Raw genomic sequence first — 26,825 nt, 5'->3', positions numbered from 1 at the left:
CAGGGTTTTCAGGCCAGCGGCCCTCGCGGCTGCGTAGTCGAACGCCTGCGGCCATGGCCGCGGAGGAAGGAGCACCCATGGCACGGGTGCTGCGTGTCCTGAATCTCAAGATCAGGACTACACGCGGATGGCAGGCCCACGAGTACGACCTGGACGCCCAGGTCGTGGTCATCTACGGTCCGGCGGACACCGGCAAGAGCTCGATCCCCGACGCGATTGGCTTCGCGATGGGCCTTGAGAACGTGCATTTCCGTGGCGCCGTGCACCTGCATCTCCTGGAGGTCGTGCTCACCATCAGGCTGGGCAACCGCACCTACACGCTGCGGCGGCTGCGTTCGTCCAGCTCGCGGGTGGAGGTGACCGACGAGGTCGGCGACCTGGTGGGGCGTTTCCTGGTTAAGCAGCGCAGCGGGGAAACGACGATGTCGGACTGGCTGTTCGAGGAGCTCGGCATGGCTGAGGAGTTCGCCGTGCTCGGCTCCAAACCAACGTTCCATACCGCAGTGTGGCCTTACCTGCACCGCAGCCAGTTCGACATCGACCGGCACATTGTGCTTCCGTCCTCCTCTGACCGGCTGCGTCTGGACGCGCTGCAGATCATGACCGGTATCACCGACACCGAGTTGGCCAAGCGCCGGGCCGAGCTGGAAAGGATCGACCGCGAGATCAATCAACGGCACCGCAAGTGTTCCGGCATCGCGGAGTTCCTGACGTCCTCCCAGGCGACCGACCCGGCTGCGGTGCGCGCGGCTCTGACCGACCTGTCCGCAGACGAAGCGGCATCTGCGGCCCGCCTGGCCGTGCTGCGCAAGTCCGCCAACGCCGCCCTCGACAGTGCTGAACAGTGGCACCAACGCCGTCGCGCCGCCTACGACGCGGTCGACTTGGCCGAGCAGAAACTGCTGCTCGCACGTCGTGATCTCGGCGAAGCGGAGGCTGACCTGGAAAAGGTCGACAAGTCGCTGCATATGCTGGGACAACTGGAAGCCGCCGACCCCGCCGACCGGGTCACCCTTGAGCTGATCTCGGAGAGGACATGCCCCGAGTGCGAGGCGGACCTGCTGGAGTACGTGCCACCACCTGGGCACTGCAACCTCTGCTGCCGCCCATTGCGTGGACAGCAGAACCTTGCGACCCGGATCGCGTTACAGAAGCAGCGCCAGATGATCGAGCAGAACCTGACCAAGCTGCGCGAGGCCGACGAGCTGACCCAGAAGGCAGTCGAGGCGGCCCGCGCCGACCTTGCCACGCAGCTGGCCGCCCACCACGCACAGACCGAACACGCGGTCGCCCCGCACGTGGACGCCATCGCGGCCGCCGCTGCCGAACTAGCCGCGCTGCGGCAGCGCCTGACCGATCTGCGGCAGGTCGACGCAGCGCTGCGCCGCCTAGAGGAGGAACGACGCGCAATCGACGAGCTGAAGGCGCAGCAGCGACAGCGCCATGAGGAGTTGCGCGTCGCTGAGTCTGACCGTGAACATCGCGAATGGGTCGCCGAGACATTGACCGACATCTTCCGGAGCACCATCGCTGACATCGGGTTGCCCAACGCCACTGGTCGAGCACGCATCGACGCGGACACCCTGTTGCCGTTGGTAGACGAACAGCCCTTCGAAGGGCGAGGCGGAGGTGCTCGAGTGGCCGTCTCGGTGGCCTACAGCTTGACTCTGCTCAGTTACACCCTGCAGATGGACAAGTCGAGCCTGCCAGGCCTGCTGATCATCGACTCGCCGCAGAAGAACCTCGGGACCAACGCCGCCGACCGGGAACTGGCGCGCCGGGTGTACCAGAAGTTCCTCGACGCCTTGCAGATTCGCGGCACCATCGGGGACGGCCGCTATGAACGCCCCTTCCAGCTGATCATCGTCGACAACGACCGACCGAAGGTCAAAGGCGTGAGCAGGACGCACAGGCTGGACTATGGCGACGGATTCATCAAGGACCTGGACTCGCCGCACGGTATCCCCGAAGGCGATGGGTCGTTGCCGTTCCACGACGACCTCGGCGAGTAGCAGCGGTTTCGGCGACCGGCGACTTCCCGCCGGCTATCGAGTCCTTGGAGCCCCGCGGCCTCGGAGGCGGAGGGTGTCCAGGTCGCACGCGGTCAGCCGCCGTCGGCACGACGCAGCGGACGAGTTTTATCGAGCTTGCCCCGTACTTCGACCACTTGATGCGGCCAAGAAGATCAACTCCTCTCTCAGAAGAGCAGCGCCGCTCCTCTGGTGCACGATGGAGGTCAACACCCGCTGGTTCGGTCGCGGGCGGCGGAGCGATCGTGAACGTCGGACGCGCTGACGGTTCCAGCGGCGGTGCTGCGGTCGACCGCACCGACCCCGGTGGATCCGGCGCAGCCGACGCGTGACGAGGCGGCAGTGGAACAGCCCAGTCCGGCAGTCCGCCGAACTGGCCAGGCTAACCGTGACTAGTGTGCCTTCGCGCGTGGACCGCCGAGGTTAAGCTGTTGCTTGATGCCACTGTCAAGTTTGAGCTGGTCAGGGGTGCCGGTGAAGGCGCGAACGGCACCAAGCAGCCTCAGATCACTGCGACCGGTGAGCTTCGGTGTGATGAGGTCGATGAGTTCAGCCCACTTGGTGCGCGGCAGATCGTGCTGAAGCCGGCTGGCGATCTTGCTTTCGGCGAAGAGGCGCAGCGCGATCCCGGCCTGACTAGGGTCGAACTTGCCGATCAGCTCCCTGTAGATGGGATCGGCGCTCAAGGCAGTGCCGTGGCCGTTGGTGAGGAAGACGTAGACAAGTTGGCGAACATAGGTCGAGTTGACGCGCGCCGGGACCTGACCGTGTTTGCCGACGAGGTTCAACAGGCGTTGCGCGACGGGTGGTTCCTCGTAGAAGTTGTTCCAGCCTTCATGGGCGTTCGTGAGTTCCTCGACGGCCTGAGCGAGCTCGGCCTCTCGATCGGACTCGGGCAGGTAGGCGGTCCCGCCGACAAGATCGAGCAAGTCCCGAGCACGCTGGGCCCGGTCAGCGTCGCCGTTGGCGCGGAACCTCGCGAGCTTGAGCCCGCATTCGTTGCGCTGATCTTCGCCAACGTAGGGCCAAAGTTCCCGCCAGAGGTTGCGGACATTGTCCTGGGTATCCGGCGTCGCGTCGGGCGGGTTGAAAATGCCGAACAGACCAGCGGCGAGGTTATCAGCCTGGTCTGGCGGGAGGTTGTCGAAGAACGCCGCGGCACTGGTCAGCTCGGTCTCGGTGAGGCGCTGTTTCCTGACGTTGCTCAGAAGCTGGCTGATCGCGGCGGCGACGTGGTCCTTGGGAAGGGTGATGACCTCGCGGATGCAGGTTTCCAGCCATTCGGCGAGCTTCAGGCCGGTGAGCGCGACCTGATTGGGGTGCGCGGCGCTGGCGTTGTTTCGCATGTAGCGGATGTGGTCCAGCTGCTTGTAGCCGACGTCGCTGATCAGCTTGATGCGGTTGGCCGCTGCCATCAGCTTGGCGTCGTCGATCTTGGCCAGGTCCTCCGCGGTGCGCAGGTCGTTGCGGCGGGTCGAGTCGGGTTCGGCGATCTCGAAGAAGTAGGCGACGTCGAACGAGGCGACCCGGGCGCGCAGCTCGTTGATTGTCTCGTTCCAGAGGTAGTTCAACGCGGCGTCGAACAGTCCCACTGACGCGGCAAGGATCATCTTCGCGACGTAGGAGGCACGCGCTCGCTGGGTGTCGTCGAGTCCTTCGAGAGCGTCGGGCGTGTTCCGGAGCAGCTTTTCCCGCTCCCGGACGTTGATGATGATGTCCTCGGTGGGCAGGCCCCACTGCTCGATCATGGTGAGCATGAGGTCCTCGAATGCCTGCAGGTCCTTGCCTGCTGCTTCGACTTGAGCCCGGCCGTCTGCTCGGACGACCTGCCCGGTAATGACCTGGCCGACGTCGCTGACAGTGCCCTCGCTCATAGTGGTGTCTCCCTCGTCCGCGCTGCTCACCAGAACCAGTCGCTTCCAACCAGGTAGTTCGTTAACGACTCCCTAGCGGAGAACGAAGATCGTGATCTCACCGTGCCATGCGGATGAGGCGTCCACCCCACAGCTGCGGGTTAGAGTCCACGCCGTTTGAGATCCACCGCGTGGACACGGGTATGCGGGTCCACGCATGCCCCGACCAGAAGCAGGCACAGCCGGTTCGACTTGCTGTAGCGGGGCAGCCCGGCGAATAGCCCCGCTGCCCAGCAGAATGCCTCTGTCACCGCCCGCCCAGACGCGGTGACCCCGATCGTTACACCATCCCAAATGGACACTCCGACAGCTTCTCCAGCACCGACCGCAACTGCTGTTGCCGCTCTTTCCGATCCCTTGACTGGGTCCGGCGCGTTGACCGCAGAGCCCCGTGCAGGCGGGAGCGCATGGTGCGCATGACCGGACCGGCATGAGCGAGTCCGTTATGCCGACGGCCCGCTGGCCGTTTGTCAGGCAGGTTTGCGGATGAGGCCGGTGTAACCAGCAAGGGCGAGGGTGGCAAGGCCCCAGACGGCGGCTTGCACGATCCACACTAGGACCGTGAAGACCTGGCCTGAGGTCGTGGTGGTGTCCAGGTCGCAGCGGGCGCGTAGCCCGGTGGGGGCAAACGGGAGACCACGGTCAAGGCCGAGGCCGACCAGCTCAACCGGAGTGCACTGCTGGCCTGGAGTTCCGGACCCAACAGTGCGTTCGGCGGCGTAACCGTGGTTGGTCTGGACGTGTCCTGCCCAGAGGCCTAGGCCGCCGGCCGCGGCGAGAGCAAGCAACAGGGCAGCGGCAGTCCGGCGGGCTCGGTACCCGTAGCCCGCCAGTACTCCCCATAGCCGGTGGAAACTGCGAGTCAGCCACCCTCCCAGCCCCTCTGGTGCGAGACGATGCAGGTCCTGTTGCTGGGCGATGAGAATGCGGCGCGCGTTGCCATCATGACCGGCGGCGCGTTCCACGGCAGCCAGTTGCTGGTACGGCGACGGTGAGTAGTGGATGGTGTGGAAACGAATTATGTGCAGCCACTCGTGCCAGGCCATTGACGCCAGCGTGTCGAAGGTGAAGCCATCCAGGCCGATGCGGCGGGAGCAGGAACACGAACGCCCCCACGGCTGGCGACATACCAGCTTGGCTGGCAGGAAGACCGCGCCATCGACACTTGCGTCCTCGAGTTTCGATACCTCTCGCTGCACTAATGGAAATTCTCGTCCCGTCGAAACTCAGCTGGCTACTGAACTTGGCCGAGTGCAGGACGACCGCGCTGTGACGTTTGCTGCCCGTGAACGACGCGCCCTGCAGAAACACGCTGCCTTCGACCTTGAGATCGTCGGCCTGGAGGGCGGGGCCATCGACGTTGGTGCAGCGCATCCCCGTCGCCTCGAGCTGGCCAGTGATGTGCGCGCCGACAAGTCGGACAGCGCCATACTTGCTAATGCAAGTGAAGTGAGAGTCGTCGATGAACATGCTGCCGCCGACGGTGAGATCGTCGGCGTCGAGGGCGGGACCGACGACGTTGATGCTCCATATCCGCTTGACATCAAGCTGACCAGCAACGTGCGCGCCAACGAGTCGGATGGCACCATCCTCGCTGTTAGCACCGAATCGTGCGCCCTCCATGTACACGCCGTCGTCGACCTTGAAACCGTCGGCTTGGAACGCGGTGCCGATGGCATTTACGCAGTACATCCGTCTGGCGTTGAGCTGAGTCCCAAGGTGCGCGCCATTCAGCCGGACAGTGCCCAGCTCGCTGCTGCCACCGAATCGTGCATCGTCTAGATACAGAGTGCTGTCGATCTTGAGACCGTCGAGCATGAGGGCGGGGCCAGCGGCGTTGTTGCTGCGCATCCCCGTGGCATCGAGCTGACCAGCGATGTGCGCGCCGATCATCCGAACGGCGCCGTCCTCACTACTGCCGCTGAACCGCACATTCCGCAGGTCCATACCGCTGTGTACCTGCAAGCGATCAGCTTCCACGACCGGACGGCTCATGTGATCAGCGCGAAGCCCATTACAGTCAAACGGTCCGCCGATGCGCGCGTCTTCTAACCGGACTGCAGCGTGGTCGCCTGTGAGCTTCACGTGATCTAGCATGACTTCGCCGTCCACTCGAACACCACGGGCTTCCAGGACGTTGATACGGCTTGCTGTCAGGACAAGACGGGGCAGATGAGCACCCCTTGCCGTAATCGGCTCTGTGAAGGCGCAGCCTGTCAGCTCGAGTCCGGTGGCTGTGTCGACATAGTCAAGATCAAGCTTGCCAATAATGCGCGCACCCCGGATGCGGACCCCGAGCGGGTGACGGTGGGTGAGCACATGTCGCTTGACATCGGCCTCCGCGGCCAGCGACACCACCGTCAGCGCCCCGTCAGAGCGCAGCGGTATGCCCCCCAGCAGCCGGTCCATCGCTGCCCGGATCTCGTCCCGTTCCCCGTGACGTTCTCCCTGCTGGGTCACGGCTGGCCCTCCTGGTTGTCCGGGGTGACCTGATTGGCCACCATGATGCGATCGCGGTTATGCCGCTCGGCCAGCGCGCGCAGCTCAGCGGCTTTCTCGCGCAGCCGGTCGGCCATAGGCGTCGGCACGACGGCCGACTCGGCCTGCTCGAGAAACCGCGTCGCGGCCTCTTCCAGCTGGTGTGCCTGCCTGTCGGTGCGGGCGATGTTCGCGCACGTGCTGCGGCAGCGGTCCAGGCTCGGCGCGTCGGTTGTGCCGCCCCTGCCGGGATGGCACAGCGCTTTGGACCGGTCGTAGTTGCAGATCAGGTACGCCTGCTTGTTCTCGAACACATTCAGCGTCGGGTCGGCCAGCAGATTGCGTGCCTGCCGCACGGTCGTGACCATGCCGCCGAACCTGTGATGTTCCTGCGCGGCCGAGTTGATCAATCGCCGGGCGGCTGGGCCGGACACCCCTTCGCCGTCCTGGAGTGCTTCGTGGACGTCGCTGAGGTGTTCGGCGACTGACCGCGCGGTCTCGAAGTCCAGCAGGTCATGGATGCCGCCACGGGCACGGGAACCGCAGCCCTCGCTGATCAGCGTCCGCATGTGTCCATATTGGACAGCCAGGGCCACCAGGCCGCCGGGCTGGCGGGCGATGTGCCAGGCCAGTGTGCGTCGGAACCGCCCGATACCAACCCGTCCGTGCTCATCGGATGGGATCAGCTCGCTGGCGCGGCCGTGACCGGTGGCCAGCTCGTTGATCCATCGGACGAAGTCCTCGACCCGGTTGGCGACCGTGGTCGTGGCCAGCGACCGGCCACCGCGCCGGTTGGGTGAACGCCGGTCGTGGAACACAGCGTTGAACAGCAGTCCCTCTCCCACCAGGTCTTCCAGCACGCGGATCGCCTGCACGACTGGTGGGACCGCAACCCACGGTGCTTCCCGGACCACACCAGCCGACAGGTGGTTGCCGTTTTCGTCGCGTGCGGTCTTGAACTGGCGGCCGTAGATGAGGTGGCGGCGTGCGGCATCAGCGGCTGCCTCCGGTTCTGGGCAGCATCCGGCCTCCAGCCCCAGCACTTCGCCAGGCCGCATCCCTGTCAGGTAGGCGATGACCACGAAGCAGGCCGTCACCAGGTGCTTGATCAGTGTCGGCACCTCATCGAACTCGAAGGTCTCCTGCCACGGCCGACCACCGAGCATCCCGGTGACCGGCTCACCGACCGGGCACGGGCCGGGGTTGGCCGCCATCAGCTCTCGCCAGCGCCTGTTGGCAAAGGCCGACTTGACCCGCTCCGGCGAAGCTCCGACCAGACCGGCGATGTAGAGGTGAGCGACCGCCCGCTCGCCTTTCCATCGACGAGACGGGATCGGAGTTCCCTCTGTCTCCGCCGTGTGCAGGTAGTCCATCAGCGCGTCCTTGCCGCCACCGGGAACCTGCTCCATCCCACTGGCCGTCTCGAGCATCCGGCCGCGTTCCCGGTGCGCGGTCAGGATGTCCGCTGAGAAGTTCTCCACGAACCGCATCGCCCAGACCAGCAGCGGTCCCATCGTGGCCGGGGTGATCGGTTCGGTGACGTTCTCACCCGCTGGTGACCCGGCGGGTAGGTAGTCGTCCATGCCCTCGGTCAGCCAGGGCGGGGCGGCCAAGCCAATCTCGGACGGCAGGTATGCGGTGGAGTACAAGTGCAGCCGTGTCAACGCGACGAGGTGCTGGATGCACGTGTTGCGGGCCAGCCGCATGGTCTTGGCCAAGTGGACGCTGTAGTCGGTCAGGTCATCGCCGGTGACGGTGGCAAGGCCGGTGATGCCGCGGTCGAGCATCCACAGCGCGAACGTGCGCCAGTCCCGCACAGTCCGGTAGATACGCCCCGGACTCAGCCTCGCCCGCATCGCCGGTCCGTGACGAGACAGGTCGTCTGCGGACAAAGGCTCGCGGGCGAGCATCCAGGCCGCATGCCTGAACGGCTCTCGAAGCTCGTCCGGGAACCGGTTCCAGTTGATGACGTCGTCGGCGGACGACGGGTTCTCGGACATGGCCAGAAACGACCAGGTCGCGTCGGCGTAGCGCGGGATGAACTCCCGCCGCTCGGCGGGCACGGTCGCGGGGTCCACCAGCAGTTCATCGGCCGCTGGCGGCCCGGTGTTCTCGGCGATGGCGTGTGTCATGAGTCGAACCCCCTCCGGAGCAGCTGATCAATGGCGGCCTGGTCCTGCGGCGCGACGGCGGCCTGAGCGTCGCGCCACTCGGCGTCGGTGAACTCGGGCCGGCTGCGCAGGTCCAGCAGCCGGGCGTGGTGCTCGCGCCAGTCCTGCTCCCACGTCGCGTCGGGCACCACGCCCCGCAGCTCGTCCAGCGCCTGCATCAGGTAGGCCAGGCGCGGCAGGTGCCGCGGGGTGACGACCGCATTCGGGCAACCCGTGCACAGCAGGAACGACACCCGGCATGGGGAACCGTGCTCACCGAACGGGCTGTGGGTGTAGTCGCTGCAACTGGCCGTCGCCGTGTCCTGCCCGATGTCGGTGTCGGCCTTGCTGATCCGAGCGGCGAACGTGGTCTGCGCGTGTTTCAGGGCCGCGATGGCGCCGTCGCTGACCACCTCTTCGGCGCGCTGGCGGGTCTGCGGATCCGGCAGGACGTAGATCTGGTCGTGTGTGTCCTGGCTGTGCTGGGTCGGTGTGCGCTTGTCGGCGACGATCACGGTCTTACGCAGCCGCCGCAAGTTGAGTTTGAATCCGTCCCCGAGCTGTTTTCCCCAGCTGCGCCAGGCGTTCTCGCGCAGACCGTAGTTGAACAGGTCATTGTCGGGACGTTCCGGATCGGCATGGACGTTGATACGCCACGTGATGAGCCGATCGGTCGGCTTTCCCAGGGCGGCCAGCGTGGCGCGGGCCGGTGCGGTCGCCTCCAGCACTTGGGTGATCAGCCGTCCTGGCGAGTTCGCGCCCCAGTCGGTCAGGTTGCGGGTCTCGTGGCGAAGCGGGTGATGACGCCGCCGCTTCTCCAACTCCACCCGGTAGATCACCTGCCCATCCAGTCCCGGGTTCGGCGTGGAGGTCGGAACACGCAACTCGCTGACCGGCACGGCGTTCCACCCGTAGGTGGCCACGATAAGTACCACCATCGCGGCGGCTTCCGAGCTGGTCAGGAACAACCGATGCCAGGTGTTCCCATCTCCGCCGAGAAGGTTCTGAGTGGACTGTCTGACCCGGACCCGCCGCAGACTGCTGCCGCTCGGAAGCTGGTCGTATCCGATATAGGTAGGGAGATCGCCGGTACGGCTGATGTGGTCCAGCATCTCACCGACCGCCCACTCCGGTGTGCCGTGGGCGATACGGCCTGCCCGCCACTCCGTCAGGTGACGCTGGTTCTCCCGGATGCGGTACAGCGCTTCGCGGAACACACGGGTGGCGGTGGCCTTGATCCGGTCGAGTTCCTCCGGCGAGTAGGCGACCTCCCTCACAGTGTCCTTGGCGACCCGCTGAGCCATCAGCTCCCGAGTCGCCGCCGGCAGCCCCGGCGCGTCGCGCAGGAACGCCGCCATCTTCCTGATCTGCCGCTTGCCGACCGTGTTGGTCGGTCGGCTGATCCGCCACTGCGCCCACACCTTGGGTGTGAACTCGGTGATGGTCTTCGGTGGATCGTCCAACCCGGACATCCAGCGCGTGAAGGTGCGCAGGTAGTCCCAGCTCTCCTTACTGGATGTCAGCACCTTCCAGATGCCGTCCGGTGCGACGCGCAGCGCGAACAACTCCGCCAGGCTGCGCTGCAGCGCCGGAGCCACCGGCAGCGCGCCGAAATTGTAGGCTTCCCAACGCTCTCCGTTCTCCTCTATATGCCGCACCACCAAACCATCGTCGATCAAGACAGGGGTGCGTTTGTGCCCAGCCTCTGGGAGCGCGGCACGCCGTCCAGGCTTTTTCATGCCGACTCCCCGAGGTCCACGATCCGCTCCGACGCCTCTGCGATGCGAGCCAGCAGCTCGGTCGTGCCGGGCTCATCGTCGTCCACCAGCAGCGAACGAACCTGCAAGTCCGAGACTGGCGCGAGATAGATGTTGCGAGTGGTCTCCTCACTGCGGTGCCCCAACAGGTCCCGCACCATGCCCCAGCAGTCGTTGTAGAGCAGCCGGAAGTCCCGCCTCTGCTCCGGCGTGAGGTCGAAACGGCGGTCCATCGCGTGGTGCAGCGCGACCAGCATGTGCAGGGCGAACGAATGTCGAGCCATGTGCGGCGTCATGAACGGCGGCTCCGCCACCTTGCCCGCTAACAGCTTCTGGCACCGGGTCGACGCGGCCCTGTACACGGCCTCCCAGGAGTGCGGCAGGAACGGTGTGCCGTCCTCGGCCAACCACAGCCACAATGGCTCAAGACCGTTCTCGCCCTCGATGAACAGGCGCTGCCGCTCCTCGACGTCCAGCTTGCCGATCGCGCGTCCGACGGCCGTGCCGCTGTGGTCGCGCCAGTGCAGGACGGACTGCCTAAAGCCTGAGCGGCCAGTGATCACACGCAGCCCATCCAGCGCCTCGTATCGACCGTGGCGCTGCGCCCGGCGGATCGCCGCCCGCCGACTGGTCCGGCAGTAGGTATCGATGAACCGCAACGCGTCCCCTGACACGTAGAAGGTCCGCTCCCGCTGGCTTTTGGTGACTGCCTTGGCGATCCGGCCGTCGTAGTAGCGGCGCGCGCTGTCCTCCAGCGTCGGCACCTCGACGGTCAGCAGCGACCCGCCCTCCGTCCGGCGCATCCCCGATGAGAACAGCAGGTCCGCGTAGGCGGCGTTACGGTCGTCGTTGCGGCCACGCCAGGCCGGATCACGACGCTCGTCCGCGGTGTACCCACGCAGCCCGACATCGCGCCACAACCGATATGCACGCGGAGTCAGCCACTTGACGTTGCTCGACCGCGCGTCCTTCGCATACGCGGCAGGGACGGCGATCTTGTGACCATGCCGACTGATCACCTCTCGCGTCGTCACCGGACTCGATGCCATGTGTCCTTTGCGGACCGCCCACGCGTACAGGTGGTTCAACGCGGCCAGCTCACGGTTCCACTTCGCCCCACCAATCCGGTCCGGGTTACGCGGCGACCACCGCCGCCAGTCCTGAAAGTCCAGCAGATCTTCCTCGGTCGCGTCCCGCCAGCTCTTCCCGTGCTGCCACAAGAAGTTGAAGAACAAGCAGCAATCCTGGGTGTAGTTCCGCTTCGTCTCCCGCGCGAGATGCGCGAAGGACGAACGAGTGAAGTACTCGGTCAACCGCGGGTCGACCCGGTAGAGCGGGTCGGTCATGAACGGGTCACCCGGATCGATGCGACTCGCAGCTTCCCGCGTGGTCAAATTCAAATTCAGGTCAGACCACTCGGCAAGAACCGGCACCCCGGCATAGACGTCGGACTCGAAAGCAGGGATCCAGTGAACCTGCCATTCCTTCAACACTTCTCCTCCTCGATGGCAACACCGCCAACCGCAACACGCAAGATCATTAGGGAAGACGTCGCAGGCGCTCTTGACCCAGGTCTCGATGTCGAAAAGCCCGCGCAAGAACGCCTGGGCACGGGCACGGTTCCAGCCGCCGTCCCACACGCGGAGCGGGTATTCGCCGGTGCGCAATGCGGTGTTGTACTTGGCATCGCGGGTGGCACGCCGGGTCTCCTCGGCTTCGTAGCCCATGACGTGCCGGTAGGGCCGTCCCTGAGTGAGCTCGGCGATGACGGTGTCCAGGGGCCATGCCTTAAAATGCTGGCTACAAAGCCTGTCGCCGGCGGTCTGCGGAACAGTGCCGCCATCGAACATCTCGTGCGCCAGCGTCCACGCGCCGACCAGGTGCAACCGGTCGGGATGGCGGGAGTCAGACAGGATGTCGATCCCATCGGCCTGGTGAAGTCCGCGGCGGGCGATCTGGAGATAGCGCACATTCGACGCGGCCATGAGGGGCAACAGGTTCTGCTCGACCAGTGCGCGAGTCGCCGGCCATTCCTGACCGGTCATCCCGGTCACTACAGCGAGTTCATCCAGTTCGAAGTCGCGGCTTGAGGGATCGGTGAGCCAGCGGGCGAGGATGGCGCTGGAGTCGGCACCCAGGCCGTATCCGAGCACGACGCGCGGTGGTGCCTGGCCCCGGACCGAGGCCAGCGACAGCGCGCCCGGCGGCGGGGCCGGGCGCCGCAGCCCGAGCGCGGCTTGTGCCAGATCGACGGCGTCCTGCGCGATCTGATCGGGGACGCGGTCGGCGAGGGGATGTTCCAGTGGACGATCCAGGAGCGGGGTCACGGCCGACCGCCCAGAGGCGAGGTAGGTGCGTGATGTGCTGGCGTTCTCACGTGGGTCCTTTCATGCGTGGGCGCAGGTGCCGTCAGGGGGAAGAAGGCGCGGACAACGCGAAGGCCCGGCGCTGGTTCACGGGAACCGGCACCGGGCCTTCGCGGAACGGCGAGAGCCGCCGGACGCCAGTGGCAGGCCTGTCTGCAGTGGTGACGATCAGTCGAGGCGGACCAGGCCGCGGCAGCTGGGGGCGGCGTGCAGGGTGCCGGATACCTCGAGGGCGTCGTTGTTCCAGCCCTCGAAGGCGATGACGCGCTTGCGGCGGCACCGGCACCATCGGGTGCTCTCGACCTTGCCGACGCGGTCACCACACAGCAGGACGCGCCCGCCACGCGCCGGGAACAGGTACAGCGTGCCGTCGAACGGCACCGCGTCGACCGGGCCCTCAGCAGGGGCCTGCCCAGCTGTGAGCTGACTGATGCGCTCGGCCCGCCCGGCGAGCTGCTCCGGGGTGAGTGGTTCCGGACCGGGCATCGGGACCCAGTCCTCGCCGTTGAACATCTGCCAGTAGGCGCCGTCGTCGAGAGGCTCGTCCGGATCGGAGTTCAGGTGGCCGGCCAAAAACTCCCGTTCCACGCGGAGGGTGCGGATCCTGGGCAGGAGCTTGGGGGCACCGCGGCGCGCGCCGAAGCGCCGGGCCGAGCTCGGGATGTAGCTGCGGACGAGAAACTTGCCCTCGGCCCGCATTTCCTGAACCAGGTACTCGGTGTCGGCCTCAGTGAGGATCGCCTCGAGCAAGTTGTTTCTCGCGTCGGGATGGCGGTCCAGTGGCTTGCCATCGTGCAGGCAGCGAGCGAGGAATTCGTCGAGCTGCCCGTGCCCGAAACGGGTGTGGTCGTAGGGGTGGAAGGTCGTCGGCCCGCCTGAGCCGTCGTTGGCGATGCGGCCGACCGCGTCGAGGTCGGGATGGATGAGTGTGGCGCCGTAGGCCAGACCGCGGCCGAGGTCCAGGTAGTCGAAATCGGTGACGGTGAGCGCGTGCGGGGCGTCGATCCCGCTGTGCGTCCAGTGGGCTGGGGACGGCGTGGCTGTGGACATGAAGGTTTTCTCTGTGAGGAGGGATAACGCGGTGACTTGATGTGGACGACGTGACTTCCAGCGCAGAATTGCGGGGATGCCGGGCGCTGGGCCGTCGCGCCGTGCACGGGCATGTGTGCCTGTTCAGGCCTGGACGACAGCGAACGACGCTCGGCGGGCAGGGTGCCCCCACAGGGTGGGGGTTGGTGTCCTCTGCCCGGTCGCGTGATGTCTCTTGTGGACAGGCGCGCTGCCCAGGGTTCGACGGACAGCGCCAGATAACTCCGGAACCGACGCACCAGGCGAAGGTCTCACCGGACAGGGCGGTGATCAGCTCGCCGCTTTCTCGTCACGGGGTAGCAGTCGTGCCACGATCTCGTCGCCGCGACGTTCGACGAGGTCCCGACGGGAAAGGCCGCGGCGAGGCTGACCATGTCCCGGGCGGCCTCGCCGGCCCAGGCGCACGCCGTGTCGTCGGGCAGTCCGATGCCCACCAGGCTGGCGTGGTGGGCGGCGACGTACTCGGCGAAGCTCATCGGGTGCCGCGCGACTTCGGCTGTCGTGGTGGAGCGGCGCGAGTTCAGACCAGTGAAGGAACGGCAGCGACCGCAGGCACCGTCGGGGTTGCCGCGGTCGCGGTCGCAGGACGAACCGATGTCGACCAGCTCACCGGGGGAGCACCAGTTGAAATCGTTCGAGCGGTCGCGCTGGGTTCGATCGGTGGCGACGAGGACGGGGATGGTGGGCACGGGAGTCTCCTTGAATTGTGAGGTCGAACTCGGCCCTCCCCGTACACGAGGTTGCGGGGACGGGGGACGCTGGCTTGGGCGGGTCAGACCGCCACACGCCGGGCCGGGGATTGCTTGCGTCGTTCGGCGGGGGGTGAGTTCGGTGGCGAACGGTGCGATTTGCTGGCCGGGCGCCGACGCGCCGGCGCAGCCCGGTGAAGGTGGTCCCGCCTAGCGGGCATACAAGCTGCCTAGCGCATTGGGCCGGTGCGGCACACTTTGCTGCCGAGCGTCGCGTCGTAGCCCCGCGAGCCGATGGGCGCGGCAGCCTCGGACTCCAGCCAGTGAAGTCCGGCGTCGGCAAACCAGGTGATGTCGTTAGGCGCGGGCGGCGCCGCAACGGGCAGCGGCGCATCCAAGAGCGGGTGGTGTGGGACATCCTCGCGGCACGGAGCGACGGGCGCATTCCGGCGACGACGAGCGGGCGGGTCAGTAGCGCCGGTCGTAGGCGGTGGATTCACGCCTGCGGAGATCGGCCAGATCGGGGTCCTTGAGGTCGATGGTACTGAAGTCGCCGAAGTGCTCCCAGCGGCTGCCCATCGGGTAGTAGGCGCGGATCTGATCGCCGTCCACGAGGTAGAGCCACTCGATGTCGCTGCCTGCGCCCTCGTCGAGAACGCCGGTGCGGGGCTCGGGGGCCAGGTGATCGGCGAAGCGGTAGCCGACGCCGGCGGTGGGCTGGACATCACCAGGCCGGTAGGAGGCGACCGCGCTGCCGTCGGGCACTTCCGCGGTGGCTTCGTTCGCGGCGATCAGGAACCAGTCATGCTCTAGGAGTGCGGCGGCCATCAGGGCGAGGTCGCTGTTGTGGTGCCCATGGAGGGCTTCGCCGAGGGCAGGGAGCTGGTAGGTGGGGTAGCCGTCACTGTGGCAATAGCGGGCACGGTAGGTGCGGCCGTCGGCGTCCAGGACGCCGACGAGAGATCGGGTGGACACAGATTCTCCTTGCTGGCTTGGTTTTCAGGGGTGATCGAGCCGGGGCTGTGGCGCAGACACATAGCCGATCGGGCGCTGTGGGACAGCGGCCGCCGACCCCTTCGCGGGTGTTACGACGGCGGCGTGGCGCAATGGGCGCGGCCACATGTCGCCGCGGCAGCACGACCCTGTGCCGCGGCGGATAGTCCCGGGGCCGAAGTAGCCGCCCCCGGAGCGGGTGTCTAGGACGGATCGATCAATCAAGACGGACCAGGCTGCGGCATTTCCGGGCAGCGTGAATGCTCCCCGATCCGACGAGGACACTGTCGCGCCATCTTTCGAACCGGATGACGCTTTTACGACTGCGGCACCGGCACCACGTGGTGGTCCTCACCGTGCTGACACGGTCACCGATCAGAGTGAAGGTGCGGGGAGGTGAACCGAAGAGGTACAGGTCGTCGCCGAAGAGTTCCCCGCTGTGCTTGCCGTCCGGGCCATCCAGTTCGCGGGCGAGTTCACTGGCGCGCCTCGTTCGCTCGGCGATCTGCTGCTCGGTCAAGGGGCGCGCGCCGAGTAGCGGCACCCAGTCCTCACCGTTGAACATCTGCCAGAAGGAACCCTCGTGGCCGCGGTGGGCTGGGGCGTTGTCCAGGTAGGCGGCGATCGACTGTCGCTCGTCCCGGCGGATCAAGATCTTGGAATAAATCACCGGGTACTCGCGATGCGGACCGAAAGACTGCGCCTCCCTCGGGACATAACTGCGGACGAGAAACTTGCCCTCGGTCCGCATTTCCGCCACGCACCGCTCGAACTCGGCCTCGTTGATGATCTCGTCGAGCAGGGTCTCGATGCCCAGAAGGTCAGTCAGTGGCTCGCCGTCCTGCAGGGAGCGTTCGAGGAACTGCTCGAGCTGGCGATGGCCGAAGCGGAGGTGGTCGTCGGGGTAGAAGGTGGTGGGGCCGCCGTAGCCCTCGTTGGCGATGAACCCGACGACGCCGAGCTGGGGGTGAACGAGTGTGGCGCTGTATGCCACGCCGCGGGCGGTTTCAAGCTGGTTGAACCCGCTGACGGTGAACGCGTACGGGGCATCGATACCGGTGTGGGGCCAGCGGGTACGGGACTCGATGACGATGGGCACAATGACTCCTCTCGTGGATTGGGCGACAGGCCCGATGCGACGGGTGCTGAACAGCGAAAAGACCCGGCACCGATCCATGAGGAACCGATGCCGGGCCTCCGGCGTCGCGGGTTAGGACCTGACATCCCTTGGAGCTGATCCGCACTCGGGGACACGCGAACGGTGCTGTGCCGCAGGGGATTTCTAGGGAGCGCGCGACGGCATTCCTTGTCGAATCGGACACGGCGGTGTGCCCCGCGTCCGGCGGGGCGCGCTCGGTGGCCACCGAGCGCGCCGGTGGGGCAAAGCCACTCTTTTCGGCTTGCCCCACCGGGACGCCGGTGCACGATGCGCGGCTCCCCGCCGGATGCGGAACAGCCGACGGGGAGTTAGGTCTTCTCCGCGTCGTCCGGTTGATTAGGCGGCCCACCCCGGGACCGGGCATGGGCCGGGCGGTTTGGCGCGAAGGTGTGGATGAGCCGTCCGAGGGGGGCGGGCAGGTCAGATTAGAGACCGGCGGTCTGGGGGTGTGCTGTGAGGTCGCGCCGGACCAAGCACGCCTGCCCGTGCTCGGCGTCGAGGTGCTCGCGCAGCGGTGCGCCGTCAACGTCGTGTTCGCCGGTGAAGGCGGCGATGGCGGCGTCCGCTGGGTCGTCCCGGACGCACAGGTACCAGTGCTGACCGGCGTCCAGACTGAACTGGTCACCGTCGCGTAGTTCGGCCACTGTCGCTGGTTCGATCGCGACGTCGTGCTCGGGCGCCGGCGCGACGGCGTCGATGGCCGCGTCGAGACCTTCGGCGCACCCCTGGAGGTCGTACGGGCTTTCCTTGGTCCTGCCGTCGATATGGCGTAGCGCGGCGTGCAGGAACTGGTACCAGCGGTAAAGCGCCTCGTAGATCGCCAGGACCGTGTCGGCTGGCAGATGTGTGCAAGTGTCGCGGGCGGTCACCCAGCGGGGTGCGCGGTGGCCGTGTTCGGTGAACAGGTTCTGGTAGACCGCTTGGGCCTCCACATCGAACTCGTCCCGGTCGGCGGGCACGCGGAGCCTGGGCACGGGCAGGCAGCCGGGGATGATGTGTGCGCGGCGAACCATGGCCAGTAACCGTTTCCGGCCGCTGAACAGCGCAGTGATCGCCTCCTGCACCCGTGCCCACTCGACGGCGATCTTGTCGGACAGGACACTGAAATTGTGCCCGGTCATGGCCAGTAGCTGCGCGGCGCAGCCGAGCAGGTCGTGGCCGCGTTCTTCCGATGTGTCGAGCGGCAGCGCCAGAAAGCCGGCCTCGTTGAGGGTGAAGCCGTACTTGCCCAGCAAGGCCGTGACGTCTTGGTGCAGTAGGCCCGCGATGACGAACCCGTATCGGGGGTGTCGGCAGAGAATCAGGTCGTTCGCCTGGTCGATGATGTCCATGTGGTACCTCTCGGCTACTCTCGGGGAACTGCGGCACGCCCTGGCTTGCCAATTCAGCAGGGTCAGCAAGTCTTGCGGCGCTCCATGTGACCGGCTGGGTCCGGCACTGGATGCTCGGATACGGGGCACATCCGTCACAGGTGTACGTCGATGTCGTGAACTCGCGCGGCCACCAACGTGCTGACGCTGCTGCGCCTATCACGGGGTGCGTCCCGTTGCGGCGGGGCGCACTCGGTGAGCACCGGCGCGCCGGTGAGGGCAAGCCGCGCTTTTCGGCTTGCCCTCACCGGGGTGGTGGTGCAGAGTGCGTCGTCCCGCCGCAACGGGCGGAACACTGCATTTCTCGTGTCGTTCTGGCGGGATGGTCGGGTCAGCCAAACGCCGGCGGGGTTGGCTATCCAGTCCGCTTCGCCGGCGACGCTGGGTTCGTCCTGGCACCTAGCGCAGTGACAGAAAGCATCGTGGATTTCCAGCACCAGCCGGTATGCCTGGCCACTGCGCAGGATGACGCCGCCGTCGACCACGATGTCCTGCCCGCAGCGTGGTTTGGACGGTTCCCAGATCAGGATTTCGGGGCGGGAGAACCAGATCTCGACGACCTCGTCGCCGGGCACGGCGCCTTCGAACCAGGTCCGAATCGGCTGCTCGTAAAGCCGGCACTCGGTCGAAGTGGTGTGCTGGTCATTGAGACCGACCCAGAACATGATCGAGCGCCGCTGCTTGGATAGCGGCTCGAAGAGGCGTTCGGGACGGAACACGACGCGTGCTAGTCGCATGGTCACCACGATCCCAGGTGAGTGGGGAGTGTCGGTGGTAGAAAGCGCGGTGGCCGGGCCGGGGTGGTTGGTACGGAGCCCGTCGCATGGGTGGTCACCGGGGCCGATCCGACGAACAGCCAGCCCGTCAGTTCGGGCGAACCGGTCGTGGTGACCGAGACCCTGATGTGCTCGTCGGCGAGGACTCCGCCAGTTGGCCGGTTGCGGTAGAAGGCGAGGAGGAAGTCGACAATGGTCTCACCCCTCACCGAGGCGTCCCTCGGCTGCGGCAAGCGCGGCGGCTTCATGGTCGGGATAGCCCTCGGCCCGTATCGGCACGGGCAGCCTGGGCAGGGTGCGAGTGCCACCGCGGAGGGGGAGCGCACCGGCGGGACCTCGCTTGTCGCCGACTTGCGCGTCGCGGTCGTCCATCAGCTCGTAGGCCAGGTGCTGCGCGTCGGCTTCGGAGCGTGGCACGTCGTCGATGACGATGTAGGAGTCCTTGTTGGCGATGGTGCCGGTGTAGCCGCCGTGGCCGTGGTCGAATTGCGCCTGTTCGACGGCCTCGCGAAACGCGATCTCGACGTCAGTGCCTTCGGAATAGGTAAGGAACGTTTCTGCGCCCATGAGCGTTCTCCCGTGCTGCTGTGGTGAACGGCCAGCCCGACATGCCGGTAGAGGAAAGGATCGAGGGTTGTTCTGGCCGCGCCCCGAAAGGTTCGGCGGGGCACGACCGGCCGACGCTCTCGATGGGGCGGGGGCAAGCCCCGGATGCTTTCCCCGGGCTTGCCCCCCCGCCCCATCGCGAGCGCAGCGTGCTCGAGCTCCGCTGAGTTTCGCGGGAACGGACAGCTGCCGAGGCTGGCGCGAATCTCTCCGAGGTCGTCGAGTTTCGCGCCAGTGCGGGAGATCGGGGTAACAGAACAGCGATCGCGGCCGACTTCGGGAGACACACCTGGTCAACGATTCAGCAGGACGCCCCCCGTCTGCTGGGTCGTCGCCCACGCGCGGTGCCACGGCGCACCTGATTCTTAGCGTCTGGCACCTCGCCAGGCGGGTTGGTGTGTAAGTGCTGGCCTGGGCTTGGCCAGGCCAGCACTTCTCACGATGGGAATCACGCCTCAGCCGCCAACGGCGGTGGAGCGAGACTGCTTGATGCCGTCGAGCAGGTAGGAGAAGTACGGGAACATCAGCGCCGCCGTGGCGGAGCTCGGCCGGTCGAATCGGATGGTCCGTACACCGTCAGTCCCTGTGTCGTCGGGCCAGCACCCGTGATTCGAGCTTGACGGATCCCGCCGGCTTCGTCATGGCAGGTTTCTCGCATGACGAAGCGGCTGCGAACGGCCTTCATCAGGCGCGGGGCGCCGGATGGCTCCGCTACGCTGCGGCCATGACTCTGCGAGACCGGGCTGGTCAGGTCGATCAGCGTCCAGCAATGGGATGAACTGTGCGGACCTGGATACGCACCAGCCGGACGGGGAGCGATGACGAGGAGCGGGAACGTGACGACTGGCCGGAAGAAGCGAGCGACCTCGGCCGAGGTCGGTCTCGACGTCGCGGTCCGGGACGGCCTGCGGGCTGTGGTGTTCGACGCGAACTGCTTCGGATACGGGCGCCCGGACCTCAAGCTGCTCACATCCTTCGCCGGGCACCTGGCCAGAATCGACATCCCGGCCTGGATACCCGAACCAGTGGCATGGGAGTGGGCGGAACACCTCGCGCAGGACTGGGACGAAGCGGCCACCGCTATCAACTCGACCAACAAGAGGTTGGGCAAGGCCCATCTCGCCCAGTTCCTGACTGAGTTCGCCGACAAGAACGCGGTGGCCTTGGCGTTTCTGGACAAGGTCGCGACGGTCCCCAATGTGGAGGTCATCCCGCTGTCGCCCGAACACGCTCTGGCCGGTTTGAAGGACCAGGTGCTCCAGCTGCCGCCGGCGAAGCGCAAAGGCTCCGAAGATGAGCGAGTGAAGACGGGGGCGTCCGACAGCGCATGGCTGCGGGAGGTTCTGGCGCGAGTAGGCAACGTCTCCGAGCGGCTATTGTTCGTCACCGAGGACAAGGACATCACGAACGCACTGACGGCGTGGAAGCACACGACCGCCCTGCTTCGCTCGCGCAAGAACCTCCTTCCGACGCTGTTCACCGTCAAGGTCGACCCGGGCGACGCCGCGGCGATCGTGTTGCGGCATGTGGCGGAGCAGCTTCCCGCCGAACAGGGAACGGGTCTGCTCGATCTCGGCGCGGTGGACGATCTCGCCGAGGTGGTGATGTCGCACCTGTCGCCGGACGTCGACCGCGTGGACTCGGTCGCCCTGACACGCATCGACGGGGTGGCAGGGATCTTTTCCGTTTTGGTGGAGGAAGACGACACCGGCCTCGCGGCCGCACCGGCCACATCCGAGTCCGAATCCGAGGACGCCGGAGCGGTGAAGCCGCATGTGCGAGACGGCGAGGTCGGCCGAGAAACCCCGCATCTCGCGGTGGCGACGCTGATGCTGCTCGCCGAAGCGCGCGCCACCGCTGTCACCGATCTGCATCACCGCCACCAGCTGGCCGATACCCACACCGTGCCCGGGTTGCTGCTGCGCGCCGATGTGTTCGTCGACCTGTCCGCAGGCAAGGTCGTCGATATCCAGCCCGACAGCGCGATCGCCTTGCATCCCGGTGACGCCTACGACGACGATCGTGACGCGCTGGCAAGTGTCGTGGAGGAGCTCGGGGGCGTCATCCCGGGGCTTGAACTCCCCGACGGCTGGCCTTTCGACGGCGACGGGGACTTCCAGCGGGAGGTCAACGGTCACACGGTCGAGGTCGAGTACCGCGCCGACGGCGCCGGCGGATGGTCGATCGAGGTCACCATCGACAACGCGGACACAGCGGAACTCAGCTGTTCCTACGACGTCGGGGCCCGGGTGTGGGACGGCCGTGAGGGATTCGACATGCCCGGCGCCTACCCGATCTACACCGACGTCGCTGACTCGCCGAATCCACTATGGACGTTCGCCTGGTGGCTCATCGGACACGTCTACGGTAGTTCCGCCGCTGAATAGACTCCCCGACGACCTGTCCCCGCTCCGAGAGGCCGCTCCGCTCGCAGGCGGCAGGCCCGGGTTGCGGCCCGCCGCGAGGCAGTGCCGCACCAAACTCCACGTGGTTCTCGGCGCTGGTCCGCCGGTCGCCGAGCAGTGCGCTCGCCTCGTCAACGAGCAAGGGCGATCCGCGACGGGCGCCGCCCGGCCGCGCGGGGCCAGGTCCCGCGCGGCGAACAGCTGGTGGATGAGGACGGTCGGGGCCCTCATTCCGCAGTTCCCGTGTCGATCTTGCGGAACCCCGGTGTCTGTGCGCTCGACGGTCTGCCCGAGCACGATCACCACACAGGACATCCGGCGTCTACGTCAGGTGCTCGAATCGGATGCGGTGGGCCATCGGCTCGGGAAGTTCGATCCTGCGCAGCGGATCGTCGTCGGGGTGGTGGAACACGCACTGGCGGGCACCGAGCACGACGGCCTGGTTCAGCGCCCTGGCCCGCAGCGCTGTGCCGACGATGGCAGCGTCGGGGAGCCCAGGGGGCCCGAGCGCGAGCGCGACCCGGTGATCGAGCGGGACGATGATGCCGCGGCAGGTCGCGAGTCCGAAGGGAGCCCTGTCGTCCGCGTTCAGGTCCGGCAGTAGGCTCACGGGGGAGGCAGAGGTCAGCAGGGCCTTGCGGGCGAACCGCACGATGACCCAGCTTCGGTCGACGATGTTCTCGACTGCTTGCTCGTAGTTGGCGAACATCGCGCGCAGGTGGGCGTCGCGGGTGTGTCGCTGGCGATCGTTGTTTCGCTCGGTCCGTCCCCGCGGTGTTGCGGCGTGCGCCTGCCCCGTGGCCACCGATGCGGCGCCGCCGCTAGTGAGCTCGGTGACGAGGTCATGGATCATGGTCGTCCGTTCCCGCTCGGCGGGCGTGCGCAGATGCTGCATCGCGATCCACGCAGCGATCGGTTCCCGGACCTGCGGATTCTCGGAGGCGGCGCCGTGGTCCACCAGTTCACCGAGCGCGTCGGCAGCCGCCTTTTCGAGGTCGCCGAGCAGGTTCTCGATCACGTCGAAGCGGGCACCACCGGGTGCCTCCAGTTGATAGAAGTTGTTCTCCACGGTCGCGTCGTTCGTGGATTGCGGGTGCATTTTGTGGCCGGGGAGTTCCACTCGGGTCACCTGAGGGTGCTTCCTGCCCGGCAGCCGGGACGCGAAGCGGTCGAAGTAGAACTTCGGAACCGTGTGGTGGCGCCGCTTCGGCTGCGGTTGTGGCACGGTCACTCCCCTTCCGGTCCGGCATCAGCGCGGCGGCGTGAAGTGGGATGATGTTGGGCTGACGCCGGCCAGCCAGCTAGCCAGGTCTTCGTGCTCGCCGGGACCGCGGTCGAGTCTCGCCCGTGTGACGTAGAGGCTCACCACACTACTGCGGCTGCCACGCGTTATCGCCAGCCATCCGGCGGCAACGGCAGGGGCGGCGTAACTTCTGCCGCCTCCACCATGGCCTCGTTCATCGACCTGTAGACCTGCGGGGCGCGGTCATCGATCGCCGGCGCAGGCTGTCCTGCTTCGAGGTCTTGGCCGACGTCGTCCGGCGCGTGCTGGCCGTTCATGCCAAATTCTCCTGTGTCGTGGAATCGTCGTTGGGTGCTTCGGCCAGGATGCCGACTCTGCGACCAGGGCACCACTCGGGGCGCCGATACCGACAGAGTCTCCCCTTAGGCCTTACGGCTTGAGGCGCGGGGCCAGCCGCGTCCCGTCAGGCGCTGAGGTTCAACGCGTTCGCTCCCTGCCGAGCCCAACTCGAACACGCATCGACCAAGGAACGGTCAAGCCTCGGAATTGACAGACGACCCGATCTGTCACCGGAATCATCGATCAACGCGGGCTTCCTGAGTAGTTTGACCACGGTGGGGCCCGGCTCCATCGGCAGCGCGCGGAACTGCCCGCGCTGGTCGTTGTCGTGACGGCTGCTTCGCTGACATGGGGATGATCAGTTTCTGGAGGTCGTCGCGGAGCCGGTGCATTCCTTCCTTGTCGTGGCAGCGCACGAGCAGGGGTGGTGCCTGGCTGGTCATCGGGCTGCGAGCACCCTGCGATAGCGCACCATGAGTGTGTCCACCCCGGGCGCGCGGTGTGACCTGATCGTCCCCCTTCACGAGGTCCAGTCTCCCGATTGACCCGTCAGCTGTCGAGGCCTTCTCGGTGATGATGGTCAGGACGCCGCCGGCGGTTTCAACTGCCACGTCCACCGCGCCGGAGGCAACTCGCGCCGTGGCAAGTCGGACTTGGTAAAGGGCGATGTTGCGGCCCACGCCCGACGAATTGCACGGAGAAGATGAAGTCCATCGATTTGCCTGGAGGCGTGGCCCTGAAACTTAGGTGGGCGCCCACGAACCGGTACGCCCCGAGGGTGCGGCGGATGGCCCTCGAACAGGTACTGAGTTACTCACTATCAATATCCAGGTCACCCACGCACTGCCCGTCCATGCCGCCCCGCTCGGCAACGTGGTAAACGAGCTCAGGGACCCGATCGACCAGCGCACTAAGTTCCTCCGCATTGGGCAGCGGGCCGCCCTCGCATGCAGCGATCCGTTCTCACGGCGGCACCGGAGGAATTTCACTGTCCGCAGATCCGAGAGGGCCGTCCGATGCCGTAGCGCATGTCAGGAGGTCGCCCGTGGTGGCAGTCGTGTGACACGGCTGGCCGCCGTGGAGGCGGCCCGCAGGCGCGTAATCTCGTCGTGCTGGCGGCGAGCCGGGCGTGAACTGCGAAACTGTGCCTGAGCGCTTCAATTGGCCAGTTGCGCACAGTAGTTGGCCAGTTTGGCGCTCAGCCACACTGATGCTCGGACCGGCATCCTTAGCGGCCGCAGTGGGACCTCATGATGAGGTCCCAGCTACATCTACCAAAGAACCTTGGAGAATGCCGTGACAGACCCACGCTATGGCGCAGTGGCCGCTATGGACCAGATCCGTGCTCAAGCCAACACCAACCTCGACGCGCTCGTGGGCGCGGCCAAAGCAGCTCTCGGAGCTTACGGTGGCGACCGCACCGCCGCGGCCTCGACACTGTTCACACATCTGGCAGGCGAGCTTGCCATCACCACTCAACGACAGGGCGACAGCGTCGCGATGCTGGTCGAAGCAGCGCTTCGCCTTGCCGAGGAGACCTGGTCGACGGACTAAACCTCTCAGGTGCAGACAGCGTGATCAGATGACAGATAGCGCGGTCCGTCACACGCCTATTCTACTGGCGCAGTGCACATATTCGAGTATGCGGTATTAGGCCTCGTGCGCCGATCTGCTCGAACACATGTTTGGTGGAGCGACGCGGGTAGGTCGGGGGAAGTGGGGGAGGCGGGTGCATCAACTGACCCGCAGACGCCGTCGAACCGTGTCTTGCTGCGCGCAGCGCACACCCCACCCACGTGGCCTTGGTTGGCTGCTCGGCTCGCTCGCTGCGGTGGTCGTCGTACTCACCATCACTGACGTACTCATCCGGCGGCGCGTAAAGGCGCGCTATGACCGCATCCTCGGACCTGGCTCCGTCTGAACAGCCGCTCCCGGTCGGACAGCGCCGTCGTCGCCGTCCCCGACGCCCATCGCGAGGAAACGGCCAAAGCCTTCGTCTCCCTGGCGGTCACGTGATGCCCATACGCCGGGGTATAGCCGGTTGGTAGCCGCTGATCGAGAGCGATCGGGTGTCGGGGCCCTGTCCCACGGCGCAATGGAGGGGCGTGGCTGCACGGACGCGAGGTTGGCTACAAGGCAGGGGTCTGCTGATAGTTCCGCCAGTGGGTGTGGCGGTGGTTGGTGGCGCGGCGTGGGCGACCACGATTGTGACGGCTCCCGGGTGGACCGCGGAGGTCATACCGCGGAGAGGTTCGAGCAAACTGCGAGACCCGCAGATCTTCGGGGCCGTGGTGTTGGCCGACAGCCGCAGGCTCGAGGCGTGCTTCCGGCCGTCGACCTCTTCGAGTGCTGCGGCATCTCGTTCGTGGTCGGCGTGAACGGTTTTGGCGGATTTCATGGCAACACATGGAGGAGAATCGTGACGCTCCCGACGTAGGCGGCTTTCGGCCCGTCCTCCTCTGCGACGTCCGGGAGCGTGATGACGGGATGCATCTGCTCATCAGTCTGGTCGCGTGCATCAGGACACCGTTCTGGAGCCCGGGCGTGTGTGTGGGCGGAATAAGTATTTTCATCGATGTGCCTGGCCGGGGCCCGACCGCAGACTTCTTTCACTGTTCGAGGGGTGAAGCGGCGCTGCGGTGCCGCGACGGAGGTAGTCATGCGTCTTGCACGATCAGTGATGCTCGTGACCGCAGCGGCCGCGATGATCGCCGCCGGGTCGGTGCCCGCTCAGGCCGCCGGTGAAAACTATGTAGCGCTCGGTGATTCTTATTCGGCGGGGACGGGTGCCGGAGACTATGGGGCGAGCGGGATGTGTGTGCGGAGCGCCAATGCTTATCCGGCGCTTTGGGCGAAGGCGCACGCCACGACGTCGTTCAAGTTCGCCGCTTGCGCCGGCGCGACGACCAAGGAGGTGCTCGATACCCAGCTGGGTGCGGTGAGCGCGCAGACCACGCTGGTGACGCTGTCGATCGGTGGTAACGACGTCGGGTTCGCCGGGATGATGGCCACGTGCGCGACCGGCACGGAGAAGATGTGCGTGGACCGGATCGAGCAGGCGAAAGCGAGTGCGCGAGCGGAACTTCCCGGCAAGCTGGACAGGACCTACGCGGCCATCAAGGACAGGGCGCCGAAAGCGCGTGTGGTCGTGCTCGGCTATCCGAGGATCTTCGTGTCCGGCTCGGCGTTCTGCCCGATGGGGCTGGGTAAGCGCACGGCCCTCAATGACGGTGCCGACGAACTTTCGAAGGTCATTTCCGAGCGGGTACGTGCTGCGGGATTGACTTATGAGGACGTGCGTGACGAGTTCGACGGTCATGGCGTGTGCAGCGCGAAGCCGTGGATGAACGGTCTCGTCTTGGGGAACATCGTGGAGTCGTACCACCCGAACAAGGCCGGTCAGGCGAACGGGTACTACCAGGCGTTGTCCCACGCGATCGGATGATCTGCTTGCCGCGCGGT

18 protein-coding genes are annotated in these 26,825 nt (G+C 66.4%); 4 read left to right on the top strand and 14 right to left on the bottom strand.

The genetic code is table 11. The annotated features are described in order from the left end of the window. Positions 1-77 precede the first annotated feature (77 nt). On the top strand, positions 78-2,012 hold the full coding sequence (locus ACZ3HL_RS38275; protein WP_465536453.1) for a hypothetical protein: 1,935 nt from the start codon (positions 78-80) through the stop codon (positions 2,010-2,012). A gap of 410 nt (positions 2,013-2,422) precedes the next feature. On the opposite strand, the gene ACZ3HL_RS38270 is transcribed toward ACZ3HL_RS38275, so the two are convergent. The 12 genes from ACZ3HL_RS38270 to ACZ3HL_RS38215 form a co-directional block, all read right to left on the bottom strand. Further along, positions 2,423-3,904 carry a hypothetical protein gene (locus ACZ3HL_RS38270; protein ID WP_465536451.1) on the bottom strand — a complete coding sequence of 494 codons (1,482 nt, stop codon included), beginning with the start codon at positions 3,902-3,904 and terminating at the stop codon, positions 2,423-2,425. 981 nt (positions 3,905-4,885) lie between these two features. Next, a complete protein-coding gene (locus ACZ3HL_RS38265) occupies positions 4,886-6,403 on the bottom strand; it encodes a hypothetical protein (protein ID WP_465536450.1) in 1,518 nt (505 codons plus the stop codon). After that, positions 6,400-8,553, bottom strand: a complete 2,154-nt coding sequence (locus tag ACZ3HL_RS38260) for an integrase (protein WP_465536448.1) — start codon at positions 8,551-8,553, stop codon at positions 6,400-6,402. Before ACZ3HL_RS38260 ends, ACZ3HL_RS38265 begins: the two co-directional genes overlap by 4 nt. Next, positions 8,550-10,250 carry a hypothetical protein gene (locus ACZ3HL_RS38255; RefSeq protein ID WP_465536447.1) on the bottom strand — a complete coding sequence of 567 codons (1,701 nt, stop codon included), beginning with the start codon at positions 10,248-10,250 and terminating at the stop codon, positions 8,550-8,552. Before ACZ3HL_RS38255 ends, ACZ3HL_RS38260 begins: the two co-directional genes overlap by 4 nt. Before the next feature lie 56 nt (positions 10,251-10,306). Beyond that, complete coding sequence (locus tag ACZ3HL_RS38250) at positions 10,307-12,655, bottom strand: site-specific integrase (protein WP_465536445.1); 2,349 nt, start codon at positions 12,653-12,655, stop codon at positions 10,307-10,309. Positions 12,656-12,862: 207 nt separating this feature from the next. Next, entirely contained in the window at positions 12,863-13,744 is an 882-nt protein-coding gene (locus tag ACZ3HL_RS38245) for a hypothetical protein (RefSeq protein ID WP_465536444.1), read from the bottom strand. Positions 13,745-14,034: 290 nt separating this feature from the next. Then, entirely contained in the window at positions 14,035-14,472 is a 438-nt protein-coding gene (locus tag ACZ3HL_RS38240) for a DUF7715 family protein (protein ID WP_465536442.1), read from the bottom strand. A 468-nt stretch (positions 14,473-14,940) separates the two neighbouring features. Then, positions 14,941-15,447: a hypothetical protein gene (locus ACZ3HL_RS38235; protein ID WP_465536441.1), complete on the bottom strand. Its 507-nt coding sequence runs from the start codon at positions 15,445-15,447 to the stop codon at positions 14,941-14,943. A 235-nt stretch (positions 15,448-15,682) separates the two neighbouring features. Next, a complete protein-coding gene (locus ACZ3HL_RS38230) occupies positions 15,683-16,564 on the bottom strand; it encodes a hypothetical protein (RefSeq protein WP_465536440.1) in 882 nt (293 codons plus the stop codon). A gap of 485 nt (positions 16,565-17,049) precedes the next feature. Continuing rightward, positions 17,050-17,955, bottom strand: a complete 906-nt coding sequence (locus ACZ3HL_RS38225; protein ID WP_465536438.1) for a hypothetical protein — start codon at positions 17,953-17,955, stop codon at positions 17,050-17,052. 134 nt (positions 17,956-18,089) lie between these two features. Next, positions 18,090-18,740: a hypothetical protein gene (locus tag ACZ3HL_RS38220; RefSeq protein WP_465536436.1), complete on the bottom strand. Its 651-nt coding sequence runs from the start codon at positions 18,738-18,740 to the stop codon at positions 18,090-18,092. A 228-nt stretch (positions 18,741-18,968) separates the two neighbouring features. Then, positions 18,969-19,337: a hypothetical protein gene (locus ACZ3HL_RS38215; protein WP_465536435.1), complete on the bottom strand. Its 369-nt coding sequence runs from the start codon at positions 19,335-19,337 to the stop codon at positions 18,969-18,971. A gap of 875 nt (positions 19,338-20,212) precedes the next feature. Between ACZ3HL_RS38215 and ACZ3HL_RS38210 the strand changes: the two genes are divergently transcribed. Beyond that, complete coding sequence (locus tag ACZ3HL_RS38210; protein ID WP_465536433.1) at positions 20,213-21,763, top strand: hypothetical protein; 1,551 nt, start codon at positions 20,213-20,215, stop codon at positions 21,761-21,763. A 340-nt stretch (positions 21,764-22,103) separates the two neighbouring features. Here the strand turns inward: ACZ3HL_RS38210 and ACZ3HL_RS38205 are convergent, their stop codons facing one another. After that, entirely contained in the window at positions 22,104-23,006 is a 903-nt protein-coding gene (locus ACZ3HL_RS38205) for a DUF4238 domain-containing protein (protein WP_465536432.1), read from the bottom strand. Positions 23,007-23,170: 164 nt separating this feature from the next. After that, complete coding sequence (locus ACZ3HL_RS38200) at positions 23,171-23,341, bottom strand: hypothetical protein (RefSeq protein WP_465536430.1); 171 nt, start codon at positions 23,339-23,341, stop codon at positions 23,171-23,173. A 1,351-nt stretch (positions 23,342-24,692) separates the two neighbouring features. Here ACZ3HL_RS38200 and ACZ3HL_RS38195 point away from each other — a divergent pair. Next, the gene (locus ACZ3HL_RS38195; RefSeq protein WP_465536428.1) at positions 24,693-24,917 is read left to right on the top strand and encodes a hypothetical protein; all 225 of its coding nucleotides are present in this window, start codon (positions 24,693-24,695) and stop codon (positions 24,915-24,917) included. A gap of 1,021 nt (positions 24,918-25,938) precedes the next feature. Continuing rightward, positions 25,939-26,808, top strand: coding sequence for an SGNH/GDSL hydrolase family protein (locus tag ACZ3HL_RS38190; protein ID WP_465536427.1), 870 nt, complete (start codon positions 25,939-25,941; stop codon positions 26,806-26,808). The last annotated feature ends 17 nt before the right edge of the window (positions 26,809-26,825 follow it).

Source organism: Amycolatopsis sp. NPDC000009 (assembly GCF_055563465.1).
This window is presented reverse-complemented; position numbering and strand designations above follow the sequence as displayed.

What these genes read in the sequence shown, in the direction of transcription:
- ACZ3HL_RS38215 (WP_465536435.1), bottom strand. Translation starts at nt 19,337, where the DNA reads ATGGGCGCAGAAACGTTCCTTACCTATTCCGAAGGCACTGACGTCGAG.
- ACZ3HL_RS38190 (WP_465536427.1), top strand. Translation starts at nt 25,939, where the DNA reads ATGTGCCTGGCCGGGGCCCGACCGCAGACTTCTTTCACTGTTCGAGGG.
- ACZ3HL_RS38275 (WP_465536453.1), top strand. Translation starts at nt 78, where the DNA reads ATGGCACGGGTGCTGCGTGTCCTGAATCTCAAGATCAGGACTACACGC.
- ACZ3HL_RS38225 (WP_465536438.1), bottom strand. Translation starts at nt 17,955, where the DNA reads ATGGACATCATCGACCAGGCGAACGACCTGATTCTCTGCCGACACCCC.
- ACZ3HL_RS38270 (WP_465536451.1), bottom strand. Translation starts at nt 3,904, where the DNA reads ATGAGCGAGGGCACTGTCAGCGACGTCGGCCAGGTCATTACCGGGCAG.
- ACZ3HL_RS38195 (WP_465536428.1), top strand. Translation starts at nt 24,693, where the DNA reads ATGGACCAGATCCGTGCTCAAGCCAACACCAACCTCGACGCGCTCGTG.
- ACZ3HL_RS38260 (WP_465536448.1), bottom strand. Translation starts at nt 8,553, where the DNA reads ATGACACACGCCATCGCCGAGAACACCGGGCCGCCAGCGGCCGATGAA.
- ACZ3HL_RS38200 (WP_465536430.1), bottom strand. Translation starts at nt 23,341, where the DNA reads ATGAACGGCCAGCACGCGCCGGACGACGTCGGCCAAGACCTCGAAGCA.
- ACZ3HL_RS38245 (WP_465536444.1), bottom strand. Translation starts at nt 13,744, where the DNA reads ATGTCCACAGCCACGCCGTCCCCAGCCCACTGGACGCACAGCGGGATC.